The sequence below is a fragment of the Candidatus Villigracilis sp. genome (assembly GCF_057083605.1).
The window spans coordinates 22,631-39,333 of the sequence record NZ_JBXMTI010000006.1; the positions used below are offsets into that span (position 1 = coordinate 22,631).

Here is a 16,703-nt window from a genome sequence, read left to right on the forward strand (position 1 = left end):
TACAATCCTATTAAGACAGTTTGTCCCCACTTTGCCAACCTTGGGAGGTTGCCATGGATATGATCAAAGTTTCAGCCAACTCCCGTACCTCCGCAGTCGCCGGGGCCATCGCAGGCGTGATCCGCGAGCATAAACGGGCAGAAGTGCAAGCCATTGGAGCGGGCGCCGTGAACCAGGCCGTCAAAGCTTTGGTGCTTGCCACCAGTTATCTCAAGAATGATGGGATTGACGTAGTGTGTGTCCCTGAATTCGTGGATGTGGAAATTGAGGATAAGGTTCGCACCGCAATCAGGATGGTGATTGAACCTCGTATTCCGAATCCGTAATTAAGGTGACACTTGCATTGGGGGATGCTGTCACCTTAATTTATTCGACAAGCGAGACCAGGGTGGCGTATAATCTTCGCATTCTTCCCATGCAAAAATGGAATGGTTTTCCACGTGTAATATTACTTCTCGTCACGCTGATAGTTCTGCTGACAGGGCTTTCCGCACCTACGATGGTGAGTGAATCCGTGAGTGCGGCACCAATGATGGCAAGCGCATTAGATGTAATTATCAGTGAAGTAGCATGGGGCGGGACCGCAGCAAATTCATCTCATGAATGGATTGAACTATATAACACCACTAGTTCAGCTATTGATATATCAAGCTGGACTTTGATATCTTCTGATGGCACTCCCAGTATTACTATATCACCAGGAAAAATAATCCCTGCAAATGGATATTATTTACTTGAGAGTAGTCTTGATGCACCGATTTCTGATATTACAGCAGATCAAACTTATACAGGCACTTTGGGGAATACCAGTGAGATACTGACACTACGCCAGGGGGCGACTACAATTGATACCGCAAACTCGGGATGCAGTGGTTGTTGGTATGCTGGTTCGGGTTCTCCAGATTACTATAGTATGGAAAGAATCGGTTTTCTAGCGGATGATGTTGCATCATGGGCTTCAAATAATGGCGTTACGCGTAATGGCTTAGCATCAGATGGTATCACCCCAATCAATGGGACACCCCACAATTCAAAAATTGACCTTGCACTGTCAATAAAAATGAAGGATATCGTTGGTAATACACCGCCTTTTACGGCTACTTTCACCATTACAGTAAGGAACATGGGTTATGGCACGGCTACAAATGTTTCTGTGAAGGACGATCTACCTGTGGGATTAACATTTGTTTCATATGTTAGTAGTGTTGGGGCATACAATGAAGCTTCAGATACCTGGACAGTTGGTTCATTGCCAACTGGAGCAAGCGAGACCTTAGATATTACTGTATCGGTGACAGGCAGTGGGATCATTACAAATATGGCAGAGGTATGGACAAGCGACCAGCTTGACCCTGACTCAGCTGTTGGAAATAGCTCCACAACCGAAGATGATGATGACTCTATAAAGGTTGGGCTACCCATATTGGACATCACAAATACTGTGAGCGATCCAACCCCAAATATAGGAACGAATGTTGCGTTCACAATTTCGGTGAGCAATCCGAATACGGCTGCAACAGGGGTAGAAGTTGACGCTCTGTTACCGGTTGGGCTGAACTACATCTCACATTCTGCCACCCCAGGCACTATATACAATAGCAGTTCAGGTATTTGGACTATTGGCAATCTTACAACTGGCGCGAGCGCAACATTAATCGTTACCGCCACAGTGATGTCTAACGGCTTGAAGACATATGTGGCAGATGTATCTTCCAATGAATTTGCTAATAGCTCAGCTTCTAGCAGTGTCAATCCAGTCGGGGGAGAGTCGGATTTGCGACTGGTACATGAACCAGTGGTTATCAGCACAAGTACAGCAGATCAAGTTGTGTTACCCATCAAAGTTTACAACGATGGACCGTATGATGCTACCGCAGTAGATGTGAAGGATATCCTACCTTCAGGTTTAACATTCGTATCATATACAAGCACATCTGGTACTACATATTCCAGCAGCACGGGCATTTGGACAATCGACGGCATTTCAAATGGCGCAAGTGCATTTTTGAATATCACAGTAAAAGTTTCATCCAGTGGAACATCCACAAATAATTTTGCAGAAGTATGGGTGTCAGACCAATTTGACCCAGACTCCACGCCGGGAAATGGTGATAATGGGGAAGATGACAACGACAGCGTAGAAGTTCCTATTGTAGACTTGAGTCTTACAGAAACTGTAGATATTGCCCCAAGTAGCGCTATTTTTACAATTAAAGTCACCAATTCAGGCCCGGATGGTGCAAGCGGCGTGAAGGTTAAAACATCATTGCCCACGTTGACATCAACTTATACATTTGTTTCAGATGGAGAAACCCAAGGGTCTTATAACAATGGCACTGGCATATGGGATGTGGGAGCACTGGCGGATGGCGTAACTGCAACCCTGACGATTACCACAACTACTTCAGGTTCGCTTTCAGTAAATTGGGTGGAGGTGTCAGCCTCTGATCAGGTTGACATAGACTCCGTTCCCAATAATGGCTCGAAGACGGAAGATGATGATGCCAGCGCTCCGTCAGCCGATCTATTCTTGACCCAGTCGGTGAACAATGTGAACCCGGATCTAAATACCAATGTAATTTTTACGGTCACCCTAAACAACCTGGGAGCTGGTGAAACTACGAATGTGCAAGTGAAAGATGTGTTGCCTACAGGTTTAACTTATGTGTCCTATACGAGCACCTCAGGAACCAGTTATTCCAGCAGTACCGGGATTTGGACGATTGGCACAGTGCTCAGTGGCGAAAGCAAGGTTTTGAATATCACTGCAAAAGTAACGACGGTTGGAATGAAGACGAACTGGGCGGAGGTATGGAAATCTGATGTAACCGACCCTGACTCAACCCCTGGAAATAGCTCAACCACAGAAGATGATGATGCCAGCGCCACAATCACCTCTTACAGGTCGATTCTCATTAATGAAGTTGCATGGGCTGGGACTGGATCAACTTCTGCTTTGCAGAACGATCAATGGTTGGAATTGTATAATCCGAGCAGCGCGTCCATAAATATTACGGGTTGGACTCTGACATCCGCATCTATCAATATTACTTTGTCTGGCACGATTTCAGCCGGCGGTTTTTTTCTCCTCGAACGTGGTGATAATCTTACTGTTTCCGATATAACCGCAGACCAAATCTATACCGGCATACTTTTGGTTAGTGGAGAAGTGCTTACCCTGCGCGATAACTCAGGAAGTTTCATTGATACTGCCAATGGGAACGGCGGCGGTTGGCCGGCAGGCAGTTCCTCCACCTTCGGCAGCATGGAAAGAATATCTGGAACCACCGAAAGCGACAGTTCATGGGTAACGAATACTGGCGTTAAGAAAAACGGAAAGAATGAAATTGGCGGCAATATTTTGGGAACTCCAAGGAATGGGAATTCAACTGGCAGTAGTTCTTCAACCCCGGTAGCCACAGTAACCCCGATTCCCACCAGTACCCCAATCCCTGCGGCGGTTGTGATCGACCCCCGTCCCATCATCAATGAGATATTGCCCCGCCCCGGCTTCGATTGGAACCAGGATGGTCGCGTGGATGTCTTTGATGAATTCATCGAGATCAAGAATCTTACAGCCATTGATATTAATTTGTCAGGCTGGGTGCTGGATGACGAGGAAGATACAGGGTCAGAACCATACATAATACCGAGCGTCATCTTGAAACCCGGTCAACGCGTTGTCTTCTATGGGTTGGAAACCAACATCCTGCTCAGTGATGGAGGCGACACCGTGCGGCTCATTCACCCAACCAACGGAAAGATATACGACGCTTACACTTACTCCATCGCAAAGTATGAAGACCTGTCCATTTGCCGTTTGCCCGATGGCAATGTCTTTGGCGGATGGTATGATGATTGCATCCCCACGCCCAACCTCACCAACACGCGCGAAGGTGTTGCGCCATCCATGCCGGGGGGTGGTTATGAATCATCTGTCTGCGAATTGCCCGATACCCTCCCCGAAGAATTCCTGCTGGCAGAATGTCATGGTTATGGAGCAAATATTTGGAACGCCTTTTATTGGGATGAGAGCGGCTGGCTCGGCACTCGAATCATTCCACAGAATTTGAGTAAGTGGGAAACATTCATCAAGTAGGTCGGGTATATGTCGTTGCGAGGAGGGCTTTTGTTCTTCCCGACGAAGCAATCCCATATTATTAGGAGACTGCTTCGGCAAGGAACAAAAGCGCCTCGCAGCGACATTGTTTTTTGTAGTATAAGGAACACATGGAAACCTTCTTCTCTTTCTTGGAAAAACGAGTCGATGACTCATCCTCCCTTTTGTGCATTGGGCTCGACCCTCACATCCCCGACTTAAAAGAGCCCACCGCCGCCTCCGCACTGGACTTCTGCCTGACTCTGGTCAAGCAGACCGCTCCCTACGCTGCGGCATTCAAACCCAACGCTGCCTTCTTTGAAGTCTTCGGCGCAGAAGGTTGGACGGCATTGAAGACTGTGATCGAAGCCATCAACGAAGAATCAGCCCGAATGGGTTCACGCATCCCCATCATCCTGGATGCGAAGCGTGGTGACATTGCATCCACGGCGGAAGCCTATGCCCAATCCGCTTTTGAATCGCTCGGCGTGGATGGCATCACTTTGAATCCATACCTTGGCAGAGACTCAATAGAGCCATTCATCCAGAATCCAGAAAAAGGCGTTTTCCTGCTTTGCAAAACATCCAACGCAGGCTCAATGGACTTGCAGAATTTGCTCGTCCTGCCATCGGGTTCAGACAGCCCCATGCCTTTGTATCTTTATGTGGCGTATATGGCTCAGGAATGGAACGTGAACAAAAACATCGGCATCGTGGTTGGCGCAACACATCCGCAGATCATGGAAATGATCCGCGCCGCCGCACCTGACTTATGGTTTCTCTCGCCCGGCGTTGGTGCTCAAGGAGGCGAATTGGAACTGGCGCTCAAGTCCGGCCTGCGCAAAGACGGCAAAGGATTGTTGCTCCCTGTATCGCGCGCCATCTCCCGTGCGGATAATCCCGGCCAAGCTGCGGCGGAGATACGAGATCAAATTTTAGAAATCAAAATGCAGTTGAACCGCGAAGGACGCTAATGTCGCAAAGAAAAACAAAAAATATTCTTTAGACTATTCTATGCTTGGCGGCAAGAAGGATGTAACCATGGCAGACAAATTACGAATTACGAATCACGAATTATCGAACTTAGCCGATGACCTCCTCTCCGCTGGCTGTATCAAATTCGGTGACTTCACCCTCAAGTCTGGGCTTAAATCACCCATTTACATTGACTTGCGCCAGATCATCTCTCACCCAAAATTGCTGGCAGATGTTGCGAAAGCTTACCTTCCCATAATCTCCAATCTCCAATTCTCTCGCATCGCGGGCTTGCCTTATGCAGCCATTCCCATTGCAACAGCGATCAGTCTTGCGGGAAATTACCCGATGATCTATCCGCGCAAGGAAGCCAAAGCCTATGGCACAAAAGCTGATATCGAAGGTGAATATCATGCAGGCGAGATTGCTCTCATCATTGACGATCTTGCTACAACAGGCGGAAGCAAATTTGAAGCCATCGAAAAACTGACAGGCGCAGGGTTGATCGTGAAAGATGTGGTTGTGTTGGTGGATCGGCAATCAGGAGCGAAAGAGTCGCTGGAGCAGGCAGGGTATTCCATGCACGCAGTGTTGACTATATCCGCTTTGCTGGATTATTGGGAAAGCAATGGGAAAGTGGAGAAGGATAAGATCGAGGCGACCCGTGTTTTCTTGAAGCAGAGTGGATAAGCGATGTCAAAAGTAGTTGTCAAAGAATCGCTCATCAATGGGCTGGGTGTGTTTTCGTTGAAAGACATTTCAAAGGGGGAGGAAATATTGGCAATCGATGATTCGCGCATTGTTATACCTGAATTTCCACTGGATGAATCCAAAGGCGAATTTGATTATCACTGTGATTATTTAGCGGGCGGAGAAGTCATGCTCATGCAGTTTCCAGAACGACATATTAATCACAGTTGCGATCCGAATACTTTTGTCAGGACTATTCTTGGAGTCCGCCATGTGTTTGCACTCCGATCAATTTCCGTTGGAGAGGAGGTTACGTACGATTATTGCATCAATGGGTTTGGGGATACACTATGGGAATGTAATTGTGGAAGTATCCGCTGCAAAAAGACCATCCACTCGGATTTCTTCCATTTGCCATATGCCCTTCAAGTGGAGTATTTGCCGTTATTGGATGATTGGTATATTGAAGAATACAAGGAAAAGATTCAGGAATTATTGGCAAAGGAAAAGGGTTTGAAATGAGCTGGAGCATATTAGAATCCCAATCCCCTAACATCGCAGAATTTGGAAAAGCGCGCCTGCATAACAAGGTCGCCTATCTTGCCACAGTTCGCAAGGATGGCTCGCCGCGGGTGCATCCTTTCACACCGATCATTGGCGAAGGTCACTTCTTTGTTTTTATGGAACCTACATCACCAAAAGGAAATGACCTGCGCCGCGATGGGCGCTTTGCCGTTCATTGTTCGATGAAGGATACGAGCGGTGAGAGCGGCGAATTTATCGTCACGGGCAGGGCGAAGTTTATCGAAGACCCTGAGTTACGAGCGCTGGCTGTACGCATCTCACCTTATAAACCTGCCGAGCGATACGTCCTTTTTGAATTTGATATCGAAAGTGTTGTAATGACAGAATATAAAGATGGAGAGTCAGTTCACAAACGTTGGAAAGTTGATGCATAGAAATAAAGAGAACTCGGAGATTTTACAAATCTCCGAGTTCTGGATTAAGCTGCTGTAGATTTCACCTGCACCACATCCCAAATCACTTCTGGGTGTTTTGCCGCAACTTGCAGTAATACTCGCGCGGCGCCCTCTGGTTCACGGCGACCTTGCTCCCAATTTTGCAGTGTCTTAACGCTGATGCCCATCAAGGCTGCAAATTCATTTTGTGAAAGTTTGTACCCCATGCGAATCTTTTTCACGTTGGGTGACTTGATCACAAATGTGCGCGATGGTTTGGTCTTACCTCGCAGGATCCGCCCGCCTTCACGGACACTTGCTACCAGTTCGTTGAATGATTTGTCTTTCATTTGAACTCCTGTTCCACGATCTCACGTAGCACCTTAAGCTGTTGGGCTGTAAGATCATCTTTTTCATTCTTCGGATACATAAAAAGCATTAAAATCTGATCCTGTGCAGTGACCCAATAATAAATCGCTCTCACTCCGCCGCGTTTTCCTCGCCCGCTCATGGACCAGCGAATTTTTCTCAGGCCTCCGCTGTGGGGAATGATCGCGCCCGTGTCCGGGTGAGCGGATAAAGCTATTTGCAATTGACTATACTGGTCGTCTGTAAGCAAAGTAGTGACTTGACGTGTAAAAACGCTGGTTTCGATGAATTGCATGGATAAACACAGTATACGCCAATGACGTATATTTGGTCAAGTTGTTAATTGATAATATTTTAGCGATAGAATCTATTAAGGAGTTTCTATGCCAAAAAAACATACCTTTAAAGCCACCATCCAAAACGCAGGCGGAGGTGGCGCCTTCGTGGAAGTCCCATTCGATGTGGAAGAGGCGTTTGGCTCGAAGAAGCCAAAGGTCAAAGCCATGATCGAGGGAGTTCCGTATCGCGGCTTATTGACACGCATGGGAACGGAATATCACATACTGATCATTCTGAAAGGCATCCGTGAGCAGATCGGTAAAACTTTCGGCGATGAAGTGAAAATTACAGTGGAACCAGATATCGAGCCGCGCGTGATCGAAGTCCCCCCAGAATTGAAGAAGGCATTCAAGACTGAAAAGGAAGCAAAGGCCTTTTTTGAAAAGCTGGCCTATACTCATCAGCGTGAATATGTGATGTGGATCAACGAAGCCAAAAGAGACGAGACGCGGCAGGCACGCATCCTCAAAACGATTGAGATGTTGAAGAAGGGTAAAAGATCGCGATAATTTCAGCGAAGAATAGAATGGCAAAACTTAACATTGGTGACCGACAACTTTTTTATGCTACTACAGGCTCTGGTACTCCAACGGTAATCTTCGAATCTGGGCTTGGTGATACATCCGAAATATGGGTAAAAGTTCAACCAATCATTGCTGAACACACCCATGTATTCAGTTATGACCGCGCGGGTCTCGGACAAAGCGACCCTGCCTCGAAGCCTCGCACCTGCCAGGATATGGTGGACGATTTGAAATTACTTTTGGCTGGTGCACATATTTCACCTCCGTATATTCTGGTCGGGCATTCATTCGGTGGCATGATAGTCCGCTTGTTTGCCAGCCAGCACCCTGAAGATGTTATTGGAATGGTGTTGGTGGATGCGACACACGAAGATCGGACTTCCGCGTTCGAGAAGGTACTATCCGAAGAGTTGATCGTGCGCAACCGTGCGTATCTTGTGGACCCTGCGCGGAATTCCGAAACTCTTGATCGCATCAAATCCGATGAGCAGGTGCGGAACGCGCGGATGCAATTTGATTTTCCGCTGGTGGTTTTAACTCGCGGACTGCCTGACGAAGCCTCAGATGTCTGGCCAAGCGCAGATCTCCAACGAGTCGAACAGGATTTGCAACGTGAGCTTCTCAAGCTTTCCTCCAACAGCACTCTTGTTATTGCTGAAAAAAGCGGACACTTCATCCAACGCGATCAGCCCGAGCTTGTTATTGAAGCGATACAAAAATTGATGGCAAGATAAATGTATCATCTTCTTCGCCCCACCCTCTTTCGCCTCGACCCTGAACGCGCGCACGCCCTCACGCTTCACGCATTACGCATTACAGGAAATATCGCTCCCTTGCGTTGGCTTGTTGCGCAGCAATTCAAAGCGCTGCCAAAGCCTATGCATGTTTTTGGGTTGGATTTCAAAAACCCTATCGGGTTGGCCGCGGGATATGACAAAGATGGTATTGCCATTCGTGGACTCTCCGCTTTGGGCTTTGGTCACGTGGAAATTGGAACGGTCACACCCAAGCCTCAAGCTGGGAATCCGTCCCCGCGCGTTTTCCGCCTGCTGGAAGATGAAGCCGTGATCAACCGCATGGGCTTTCCAAGTCGCGGCTCGGAGTTTGTACAAATGCAATTGGACCCCAACCTGCGAGTCAATTGGATCGAACGGGTGGTCGGGTTTTCACCGCGCAGGCAACGCATTACCAAACGAAAATGGAATACTATTTTGGGCGTGAACCTGGGCAAGAACAAGGATACGCCCAACGAAGAGGCAGTATTTGATTATCTTGCCCTATTGCAAAACTTTGCGGGCCTTGCGGATTATTTGACTGTCAACGTCAGCTCGCCGAATACAGTGGGGCTTCGCAATTTGCAAGGACGCGAAGCTCTTGAAAAATTACTTGCGCAATTGCATCAACAACGTTTGATCGAACAAACTGAATATAAAAAGCGGATTCCCATTCTCGTAAAGCTTGCGCCAGACTTAAGCGAATCAGAACTTGATGAGGCCATTGAAGCCATCATCCGCGCGGGGATGGATGGAATTATTGTTACGAATACGACTCTCGAACGTGATGGGTTGAGGTCAGAATATCAGCGTGAATCAGGCGGCTTGAGTGGCAGTCCGCTGACAGTTAAGAGCGAAGCGGTTCTTCGTCAAACGATCAAGCGCGTGAATGGAGAAATTCCAATTGTGAGCGTGGGCGGAGTCATGAGTCCGGAAGATACAAAACGCCGCCTCGAGATGGGGGCGGCGCTGGTACAAATATATACGGGTCTGATCTATCGCGGCCCCGGGTTGGTTAAAGAGATCGTGAAAGGTCTATAAGTTATTGCTGTGCGCTGCGGATGGCCGGCATGGGAGCATCATTGCGGCGGGTGAAAAAACCATCGGGCAAAGGCAGGGGGGTGAGAGTGCGGGCGGATGAAAGCGCGTCAACAGGCTCAAGATATAAATTGATCGGGCTTTCTGTGCCGAGGCGGATATCCTGAAAAGCGAAGATGACGAAGGTCCCATCCGGGCTGAAGGTTGGATCGCGATAACAGCAATTCCCTTCAAAGGGTGCGAATTTTTCAAATTTATGGGTGAAGGTATTGTAAAGACCCATATCTCCAAAGCCACCGTTGCGGCGGTTGCTGTTCATAAAGAAGAGCAGGTCGCCATCCCAATCAAAGCTGGTGATCTCATCGCTGAATGCGAAGCGCGCACCGGGGAAATCGTCCAAGCGCGTGGGTTCGGCCTCACTGCAAAGATGGATATCCAATATGCGAATAGTGTCTGCAAAGACTCCGCTGGAGGGTGCGAGATATTTGATGGCAAGTTTTTGTCCGTCGTCTGACCATCGGGCGTCTGTTACCGCAAGATCCTGATAAAAGAGACAACCTTCAAGCGCAAGCAGTTCACTCTTTTTGGTGGTATTCCTTAATATTTCAATATCAAACGGAATCACATACAGTTCACGCGCCATGCTGAAAGCGGCCTGTGTGCCATCAGGAGATACGTGAAAGGATTCAAAATATTCCGCAGAAACAAAGCTAAGGATGATCTCCTCACGCTCGGTTTCAATATCCACGGTCTTTACGGTTTTGCCAGCCATGTACAGCAGGGTCTTGCCATCGGGCAGCCATTCCAGGTTGAACTTTGCCACTCCATCACTGGTGATGTCTTTCAGGTCGCTGCCATCCACGTTCATGATCCAGATATCGTTGTTTCGCAAAAATGCGATCTTATCTCCGCCGCCGATGACAGGTAGCGATGAAACAGACGCTTCAGTCGGTGCTATGGTAGCGGTTTCAAGAATGGATGATGTGTCTGTGGCTTCGATTACTAGTGCAGATGTTTCGATTGGCGGGATGCCAGCGATGAGTGTTGCAGACGGTGCTTCATTTCCTCCAAACGGAAGCAGGCTGCTGGCCAATAAAACGACTCCTATCCCGATCAGCCCTACAACGAATATCCCCGCTACAACGAGGGCTACTGGAACACGACGGCTTTTCTTTGAAACAAAGGTTTCGTTATATGGCGAACTTTTTAATGTTGGATGCTCGTGCTTCCCTACTGAGGTAGGGGTTTCGCCACGCAGGAAGGCCTTGATCGTTTCCACCATCTCAACCGCAGTTGAGAAGCGGTCATCCCTGTTTTTTGCCATACTGGTGGAAATGACCTTTTCCATCCAGACTGGCAGGGTTGGGTTTGCTTCCAGAATACGTGGGACAGGCTCGGTCAGGTGTTTGATCGCTACGGCCAGGGGAGTATCAGCATGGTAGGGCTGTTTGCCCGTCAGCATTTCATATAGGATGACGCCCAGGGCATAGATATCGGTGCGTCCATCAACGTTTTCCCCGCTGGCTTGCTCAGGAGCCATGTAAGCCGGTGTGCCGATTATGGCGCTACCGGTCACACTGCCTGCTTCACCTTGTGTAAATTTGGCTATCCCAAAATCGGAAATAAGGGGAACGCCTTTATTTGTGAATAATATATTGCCCGGCTTGAGATCTCTGTGAACGATGCCTCTGGCATGAGCTTCATCCATGCCTGGGGCGATTTGCTCCAGAATTTTGACAGCGTTTTCCACACTGAATAACCCGCTTTTGATCCGCTCGGATAGTGATCCCCCATTCATGTAACGCATAACGAAATAAGGCTGGTTATTTTCCTCGCCTACATCATATACCGGCACAATGGAGGGATGTTCCAATTGGGCGATGATCTTGGATTCGCGCTCAAACCGTAATCGGAACTGCGGGTCGGCGTGAACGAGTTCGGGCGGCAGGAATTTGATGGCCACCTCGCGTTCAAAGCGCGGATCGTATCCGCGATAAACGGTAGCCATACCCCCACGCCCCAATTCATCTTTGATCTCGTAGCGGCCAATTTTCTCGGGTTGCATGTGGCAAGTATACTATCCAAATCTGCGAGTGCAAGAAATAATTATTGCAAATATGATAGGACGGAAGAGTCTTCTGAAAAAATCTTCTTAACACGAAGGGCACTAAGTACACAAAGGAATTCTTAAAAACTCTGTGCGATCCGTCTTGTCCGTGTCCAAAAAGCCTTTAAGAAACAGTTTCTTATGATATATAAAGCCCGCCGGTGGCTTCCATCCAATCTGCGATCTTTTCAACGGCAGGTTCAATGCGATTATCTGAAATATCGATTTCCAACTTGGGCAGGATCGATTCACTTGCAAGCCTGCGGATCAATTTTTGCTCTTTGATGAAGATGTTTAGATCGTCATATTGAGCTGGGTTACCGGAAACTTTAAGCCTCTCAGCCCGCGCGGTTTGAAATGATTCGGGTGAGCGTGTCAACAGAACAAGGCGGAAGTTAAGCGGAAGCAGTTTTTCCTCCAACCAGCGGAAATCGTAATCCTTGTTATAGGTATTCAACTGATACATACGCGTGGATAGATGAAAGCGATCCACGATCCATGAATAATATTTTTGCAGTTCGAATAGTTTCACCCATGTAGCATAGGTTTCCATGGCAAGTGATTCTTCCTGCGGTTCAAAATTGATCAACCCGCGCCCCCAGGGGAAGTTGGTGAATGCGCACCATTCGCCAGACACTAGCGGAGAGTGATATTTATATTTGCGCGGCCCTACAATGCGCGGATGTTCGTTCAGCGCAAAAGCAATGTCGGTTTTGAAGGTCAGGCGTGTGCCTTCGAGGATGATCTTTGGGGTAAGTTTGGGCATGGTTGCATTATATCTACATCGTCAGTTTTTTACCGCGAAGCACGCTAAAGCCGCTAAGAAAACCTTAAAAACTTCGCGCTGTTTGCGTGCTTAGCGGTTCAAATTGGTATTTTGCACTATCGGCCGCTTGATAGCCAATTAGTCCTGTTACAAAATTCTGATAAGATTCTGAAACTTTCCTCCTACACAGTTGTGGTATATTCCCGCATACAATAGGTAAAATTATGGACGATAAAATCACAATCATCGAAGGACCGCCCCCAATCTTTGAGCACGTTAATGATGGTTGGGCAATGGGCTTGAACGAAAGCCCAACTCTCTCCGTCCCTGCGCTAACGCGTTTACGAACCTTTAACGGTCCCGCGCTCGTGCAGAGATGTTATACCGCCTGGCACAACAAGTCATCCATCCACTTGCATTATCGCAACGACATGGGCCTCGAGCAAACCGCTCCCATCCTCGCCGCCCGCAATGTAGATACTCCCGATGGACACGTCCTGCTTTTATGGGTCTATCTGGATGGTGATGGCGTGGAATACGAAATGGACGCCGGCGACGACGACCAGGCAGATGATTTTCCAGACGAATAGAAAGGATCAGGTGACAGTCACTCCAAAGTGACTGTCACCTTTTTTGACTCACATGACAACGCTTCTTTCCTCGACCCAAGCTGGCTCTGTTATTCTGACACTTAATCGCCCCGAACGTGCTAACGCCTTCAACTTTGAATTGACCAATGAATTACAACGTGCCCTCACCGATGCAGAGAATAATCCAGATGTGAGGTGCGTGGTTATCACTGGCACAGGCAATGTCTTCAGCGCTGGGCAGGATATTGGCGAAATGAAAAAGGGTGGCGGCGAGATTTCCTACCGCGAGCATTTGAACAAAACTTATAACCCGTTGATCTTGCAAATCAGGAATATGGGCAAACCTGTCATCGCCGCTGTGAATGGAGCCTGCGCCGGCGCAGGCTTTGGTATTGTGCTAGCCTGTGACCTGCGGATCGCCAGATCGACCTCTTATTTCGTGGTGGGGTTCAGCGGCATTGCCCTCGCACCCGATTCTGGTATCTCATTGTTTCTGCCCAAATACATTGGGCTTGGGCGGGCGCAGGAATATTTTTATTCCAACAAAAAGATTCCCGCGCAACTGGCTTATGAGTGGGGCATGGTCAACCAGGTGGGTGGATTCAATTATCAGCGGCTGGTCATGCAAATTGCGGGCACGCTGGCTCGAGGTCCGCGTGAAGCGTTTGCGGCGGGGAAGAAAGCCTTCAACCAGGCTATCCTGCCCAATCTGGAGGAAGTCCTTGAGCACGAGGGAATCCTGCAAGATAAAGCGGGCAAATCGGTGGAGCATCAGGAAGGTGTGGCGGCCTTCTTTGAGAAACGTGCGCCAAAATTTCGGTAGCGTATCTTTTCACTAAGGGTGCGGGTTGTAAGAAGTAATCAAAAAACGCCATAATTTATCAAAAACAAGTGGATTTTTGTCATATTGACGCAAATTTAATTATCGTGTAAAGTTTGAGGGCAATTGTGATTTATTGGATTAACCGTATGAGCCAGTGTATTGACATACATCGTGATCAAAGCGGGCAACCCCGTCCGGGGTGCCCGCTTATATTTTCTTAAAAACCCTTCTTAGGAGAACATCATGGCAGGACAAATCAATGCTTTTGAAATGGCGCAGAAACAATTTGATGGCGTAGCCAAACAATTGAATCTCGACTCCGGTGTGGCCGAAATGTTACGCTGGCCGATGCGCGAATTTTCCTTCCGCATTCCGCTTCGCCTGGATGACGGATCGCTCAAAGTTTTTCAAGGTTTTCGTGTACAGCACAACGATGCCCGTGGCCCCAACAAAGGCGGCATCCGTTTTGCAGCCAACGAAACCATGGATACCGTGCGCGCGCTCGCCACATGGATGACATGGAAATGCGCCGTTGCAGATATTCCGCTGGGCGGTGGCAAGGGCGGCATTATTGTTGACCCATCCACATTGAGCGTAAATGAAAAAGAAGAATTATGCCGCGGCTGGGTGCGCGCCATGTGGAAGAATATTGGTCCGCGCAATGATGTGCCAGCCCCCGATATGGGAACCACATCTCAAATGATGGGCTGGATGATGGATGAGTATTCACGCCTTGTGGGCCAATTTACTCCTGGCGTATTCACCGGCAAACCTCTTGGCGGTGGTGGTTCATTGGGACGAACTGAGGCCACAGGCTATGGTGTGATCTATACAGTACGCGAAGCCATGAAGCACCTCAACATCGATTCAAAGAACTCTGTTGCAGCATTGCAGGGTTTTGGTAACGTTTCACAGTATGCAGCCATTGGATTTATTGAAATGCTTGGCGGCACAGTGGCTTGTGTTTCCTGCTATGATCGCCATGATAAGAAGGCTTATACCTACAGCAAGAAGGGCGGCATCGATCCGCGTTTCCTGCTCACCATCGTGGATGAGTACGGCACGATTGACAAGGTAAAGGCACAGGATGCCGGCTACATCGTTGAAGATGGCGATGCCTGGATCACTAAGGAAGCCAATGTATTGATCCCTGCAGCGCTTGAAGGCCAGGTCAATGCCGATACGGTTAAGAAGATGTCCAAGAATGTCAAGATCGTGGCTGAAGGCGCAAACGGGCCCTGTACGCCCGAAGCAGATGAAACGTTCAAGAAGAATAATATCTTTGTCATTCCAGACTTTTTATGCAATGCAGGCGGCGTGACCACCTCCTATTTTGAGCAGGTTCAGAACGATATGAACTTCTACTGGCCGAAAGATGAAGTTCTGCAAAAACTCGACCAAAAGTTGACATCTGCCTTCTATGGTGTGGTTGAACGCAGCGAAAATGAAAAAGTATATATGCGTGATGCTGCCTATATGGTGGCTATTGATCGCGTAGTGAATGCCATGGAGATGCGCGGCTGGTTGACGGGGAATGCGTAAGAAGAGATCAGGGACTAGAGAATAGAAAAAGAGGACTTGTCTAATAAGCAAGTCCTCTTTTTGATTCTCGCTTCACTTAACTAAGGGCTGATTTTGTAAAATTAATCTTTAGCAAAAGGTCGTGATTCCCTGAGCGATAGCGAAGGGTCTCTACGATAATCTCAGAGATTCTTCGCTGCCGCTCAGAATGACACAGCAAAAGACAAGTGGATATTAACCTTTGTGCCCCTCCAGGCAGGTGACTCCATCCGCGCCTACATGCGCATCGTGGACTGTGCCTGCGGGCAGGTCGAGTCTATCCCCGGCGTTCAAGTTAATTTGTTTGCCCAAATCTGGCAGGCCAAAAGTGATGCTTCCCTGCACAACATAGATGACCTTGTCAAAGTTGTGTTTGTGAGCAGAATAAACATCGTATGGGCCGTTTGACCATGAATATGGATCAAGACCCTCATCAACCATCAACTGCCACAGCGTTGACCGAGTCGGTGGTTCAGGATCAGGCCAGGGTGTGAGGAGAGGCGTGTTTGTCATCTTTACGGTTCAACGGGATAGCCTGCGTCGATCCAGGCTTCAAGTCCGCCGAGCAGGGCATGCACGTTTGTATAACCATTATGCAAAAGAAGGAACGCCGCACGGGCGCTGGTGTGTTCGTTGGGTCAGGTGCAGTAGGTGATGATCCACTGGTCTTTTTCGAGAGGGATGGTGCTGATGTTATTTTCAAATTCATCCAGCGGAATCGAGATCGCGCCAACCGTATGTGCTTCGACGTAGGAGTCAGCGCTTCTCACATCCACAATTACAGCTTGACCTGAATCATATGCAGACTTGGCTTCATCCACTGGAATGCGCGGCACTTGAGCCTCGGTCAGCGGTGCTTGTGGATTGGTGTCGTTTTGGGCTTGTGTTTGAGTTGGGAGCGCAGTTACAGCAGGCTCTACTGTTGGTAAAACTGTATTGCAAGCGAGGGCCGCAAGTACAAGAATTGAAAACGCTAAGAGTAGTTTATATTTTTTCATCTCTCTCCATGAAAGACTTAATCGTAGGGACACAGCGAGCCGATCCATGATTTTGCCTATACCGCACTCGGTCACAAATTGCGCTTTTTCTAA

18 protein-coding genes are annotated in these 16,703 nt (G+C 48.3%); 12 read left to right on the plus strand and 6 right to left on the minus strand.

All coding sequences use genetic code 11. The features are described 5' to 3' along the window. Nucleotides 1-53 precede the first annotated feature (53 nt). The 6 genes from AC14M5_RS01480 to AC14M5_RS01505 all read left to right on the plus strand — a co-directional run bounded on the left by AC14M5_RS01480 (nt 54) and on the right by AC14M5_RS01505 (nt 6,723). Nucleotides 54-326: a stage V sporulation protein S gene (locus tag AC14M5_RS01480; protein ID WP_484027848.1), complete on the plus strand. Its 273-nt coding sequence runs from the start codon at nt 54-56 to the stop codon at nt 324-326. An 89-nt stretch (nt 327-415) separates the two neighbouring features. Further along, nucleotides 416-4,099: a lamin tail domain-containing protein gene (locus AC14M5_RS01485; protein ID WP_484027849.1), complete on the plus strand. Its 3,684-nt coding sequence runs from the start codon at nt 416-418 to the stop codon at nt 4,097-4,099. Between the two features lie 131 nt (nt 4,100-4,230). After that, nucleotides 4,231-5,073, plus strand: coding sequence for an orotidine-5'-phosphate decarboxylase (pyrF, locus tag AC14M5_RS01490; RefSeq protein ID WP_484027850.1), 843 nt, complete (start codon nt 4,231-4,233; stop codon nt 5,071-5,073). A gap of 67 nt (nt 5,074-5,140) precedes the next feature. Next, nucleotides 5,141-5,764, plus strand: a complete 624-nt coding sequence (gene pyrE / locus AC14M5_RS01495; RefSeq protein WP_484027851.1) for an orotate phosphoribosyltransferase — start codon at nt 5,141-5,143, stop codon at nt 5,762-5,764. 3 nt (nt 5,765-5,767) lie between these two features. After that, complete coding sequence (locus tag AC14M5_RS01500) at nt 5,768-6,286, plus strand: SET domain-containing protein (protein ID WP_484027852.1); 519 nt, start codon at nt 5,768-5,770, stop codon at nt 6,284-6,286. After that, a complete protein-coding gene (locus AC14M5_RS01505) occupies nt 6,283-6,723 on the plus strand; it encodes a pyridoxamine 5'-phosphate oxidase family protein (RefSeq protein ID WP_484027853.1) in 441 nt (146 codons plus the stop codon). Before AC14M5_RS01500 ends, AC14M5_RS01505 begins: the two co-directional genes overlap by 4 nt. Before the next feature lie 44 nt (nt 6,724-6,767). Here AC14M5_RS01505 and nadS read toward each other — a convergent pair whose 3' ends face one another. Together nadS and AC14M5_RS01515 are read right to left on the minus strand one after the other, a co-directional pair. After that, nucleotides 6,768-7,073 carry a NadS family protein gene (gene nadS / locus AC14M5_RS01510; RefSeq protein ID WP_484027854.1) on the minus strand — a complete coding sequence of 102 codons (306 nt, stop codon included), beginning with the start codon at nt 7,071-7,073 and terminating at the stop codon, nt 6,768-6,770. Next, nucleotides 7,070-7,387, minus strand: a complete 318-nt coding sequence (locus tag AC14M5_RS01515) for a type II toxin-antitoxin system RelE/ParE family toxin (RefSeq protein WP_484027855.1) — start codon at nt 7,385-7,387, stop codon at nt 7,070-7,072. Before AC14M5_RS01515 ends, nadS begins: the two co-directional genes overlap by 4 nt. A gap of 88 nt (nt 7,388-7,475) precedes the next feature. On the opposite strand from AC14M5_RS01515, the gene AC14M5_RS01520 reads away from it, so the two are divergent. From AC14M5_RS01520 to AC14M5_RS01530, 3 genes are read left to right on the plus strand one after another with little or no spacing between them, the layout of a single operon-like run. Beyond that, nucleotides 7,476-7,940 carry a YdeI/OmpD-associated family protein gene (locus AC14M5_RS01520; RefSeq protein ID WP_484027856.1) on the plus strand — a complete coding sequence of 155 codons (465 nt, stop codon included), beginning with the start codon at nt 7,476-7,478 and terminating at the stop codon, nt 7,938-7,940. A 17-nt stretch (nt 7,941-7,957) separates the two neighbouring features. Beyond that, nucleotides 7,958-8,689 carry an alpha/beta fold hydrolase gene (locus tag AC14M5_RS01525; RefSeq protein ID WP_484027857.1) on the plus strand — a complete coding sequence of 244 codons (732 nt, stop codon included), beginning with the start codon at nt 7,958-7,960 and terminating at the stop codon, nt 8,687-8,689. Then, nucleotides 8,690-9,769 (plus strand): quinone-dependent dihydroorotate dehydrogenase, encoded by a 1,080-nt coding sequence (locus tag AC14M5_RS01530; RefSeq protein WP_484027858.1) that lies wholly within the window; start codon nt 8,690-8,692, stop codon nt 9,767-9,769. It begins immediately after the preceding gene. A gap of 1 nt (nt 9,770) precedes the next feature. Here AC14M5_RS01530 and AC14M5_RS01535 read toward each other — a convergent pair whose 3' ends face one another. Both AC14M5_RS01535 and AC14M5_RS01540 read right to left on the minus strand, forming a co-directional pair. Further along, nucleotides 9,771-11,831: a protein kinase domain-containing protein gene (locus tag AC14M5_RS01535; RefSeq protein WP_484027859.1), complete on the minus strand. Its 2,061-nt coding sequence runs from the start codon at nt 11,829-11,831 to the stop codon at nt 9,771-9,773. Between the two features lie 181 nt (nt 11,832-12,012). Then, on the minus strand, nt 12,013-12,639 hold the full coding sequence (locus AC14M5_RS01540) for a hypothetical protein (protein ID WP_484027860.1): 627 nt from the start codon (nt 12,637-12,639) through the stop codon (nt 12,013-12,015). A gap of 224 nt (nt 12,640-12,863) precedes the next feature. On the opposite strand from AC14M5_RS01540, the gene AC14M5_RS01545 reads away from it, so the two are divergent. The 3 genes from AC14M5_RS01545 to AC14M5_RS01555 all read left to right on the plus strand — a co-directional run bounded on the left by AC14M5_RS01545 (nt 12,864) and on the right by AC14M5_RS01555 (nt 15,594). Beyond that, nucleotides 12,864-13,229 carry a hypothetical protein gene (locus AC14M5_RS01545; RefSeq protein ID WP_484027861.1) on the plus strand — a complete coding sequence of 122 codons (366 nt, stop codon included), beginning with the start codon at nt 12,864-12,866 and terminating at the stop codon, nt 13,227-13,229. Between the two features lie 52 nt (nt 13,230-13,281). Next, nucleotides 13,282-14,052, plus strand: a complete 771-nt coding sequence (locus tag AC14M5_RS01550; protein WP_484027862.1) for an enoyl-CoA hydratase/isomerase family protein — start codon at nt 13,282-13,284, stop codon at nt 14,050-14,052. A 243-nt stretch (nt 14,053-14,295) separates the two neighbouring features. Further along, the gene (locus AC14M5_RS01555) at nt 14,296-15,594 is read left to right on the plus strand and encodes a Glu/Leu/Phe/Val family dehydrogenase (protein WP_484027863.1); all 1,299 of its coding nucleotides are present in this window, start codon (nt 14,296-14,298) and stop codon (nt 15,592-15,594) included. A 213-nt stretch (nt 15,595-15,807) separates the two neighbouring features. On the opposite strand, the gene AC14M5_RS01560 is transcribed toward AC14M5_RS01555, so the two are convergent. Together AC14M5_RS01560 and AC14M5_RS01565 are read right to left on the minus strand one after the other, a co-directional pair. Continuing rightward, a complete protein-coding gene (locus tag AC14M5_RS01560; protein WP_484027864.1) occupies nt 15,808-16,125 on the minus strand; it encodes a cupin domain-containing protein in 318 nt (105 codons plus the stop codon). 125 nt (nt 16,126-16,250) lie between these two features. After that, nucleotides 16,251-16,610, minus strand: coding sequence for a rhodanese-like domain-containing protein (locus AC14M5_RS01565; protein WP_484027865.1), 360 nt, complete (start codon nt 16,608-16,610; stop codon nt 16,251-16,253). Between the last annotated feature and the right edge of the window lie 93 nt (nt 16,611-16,703).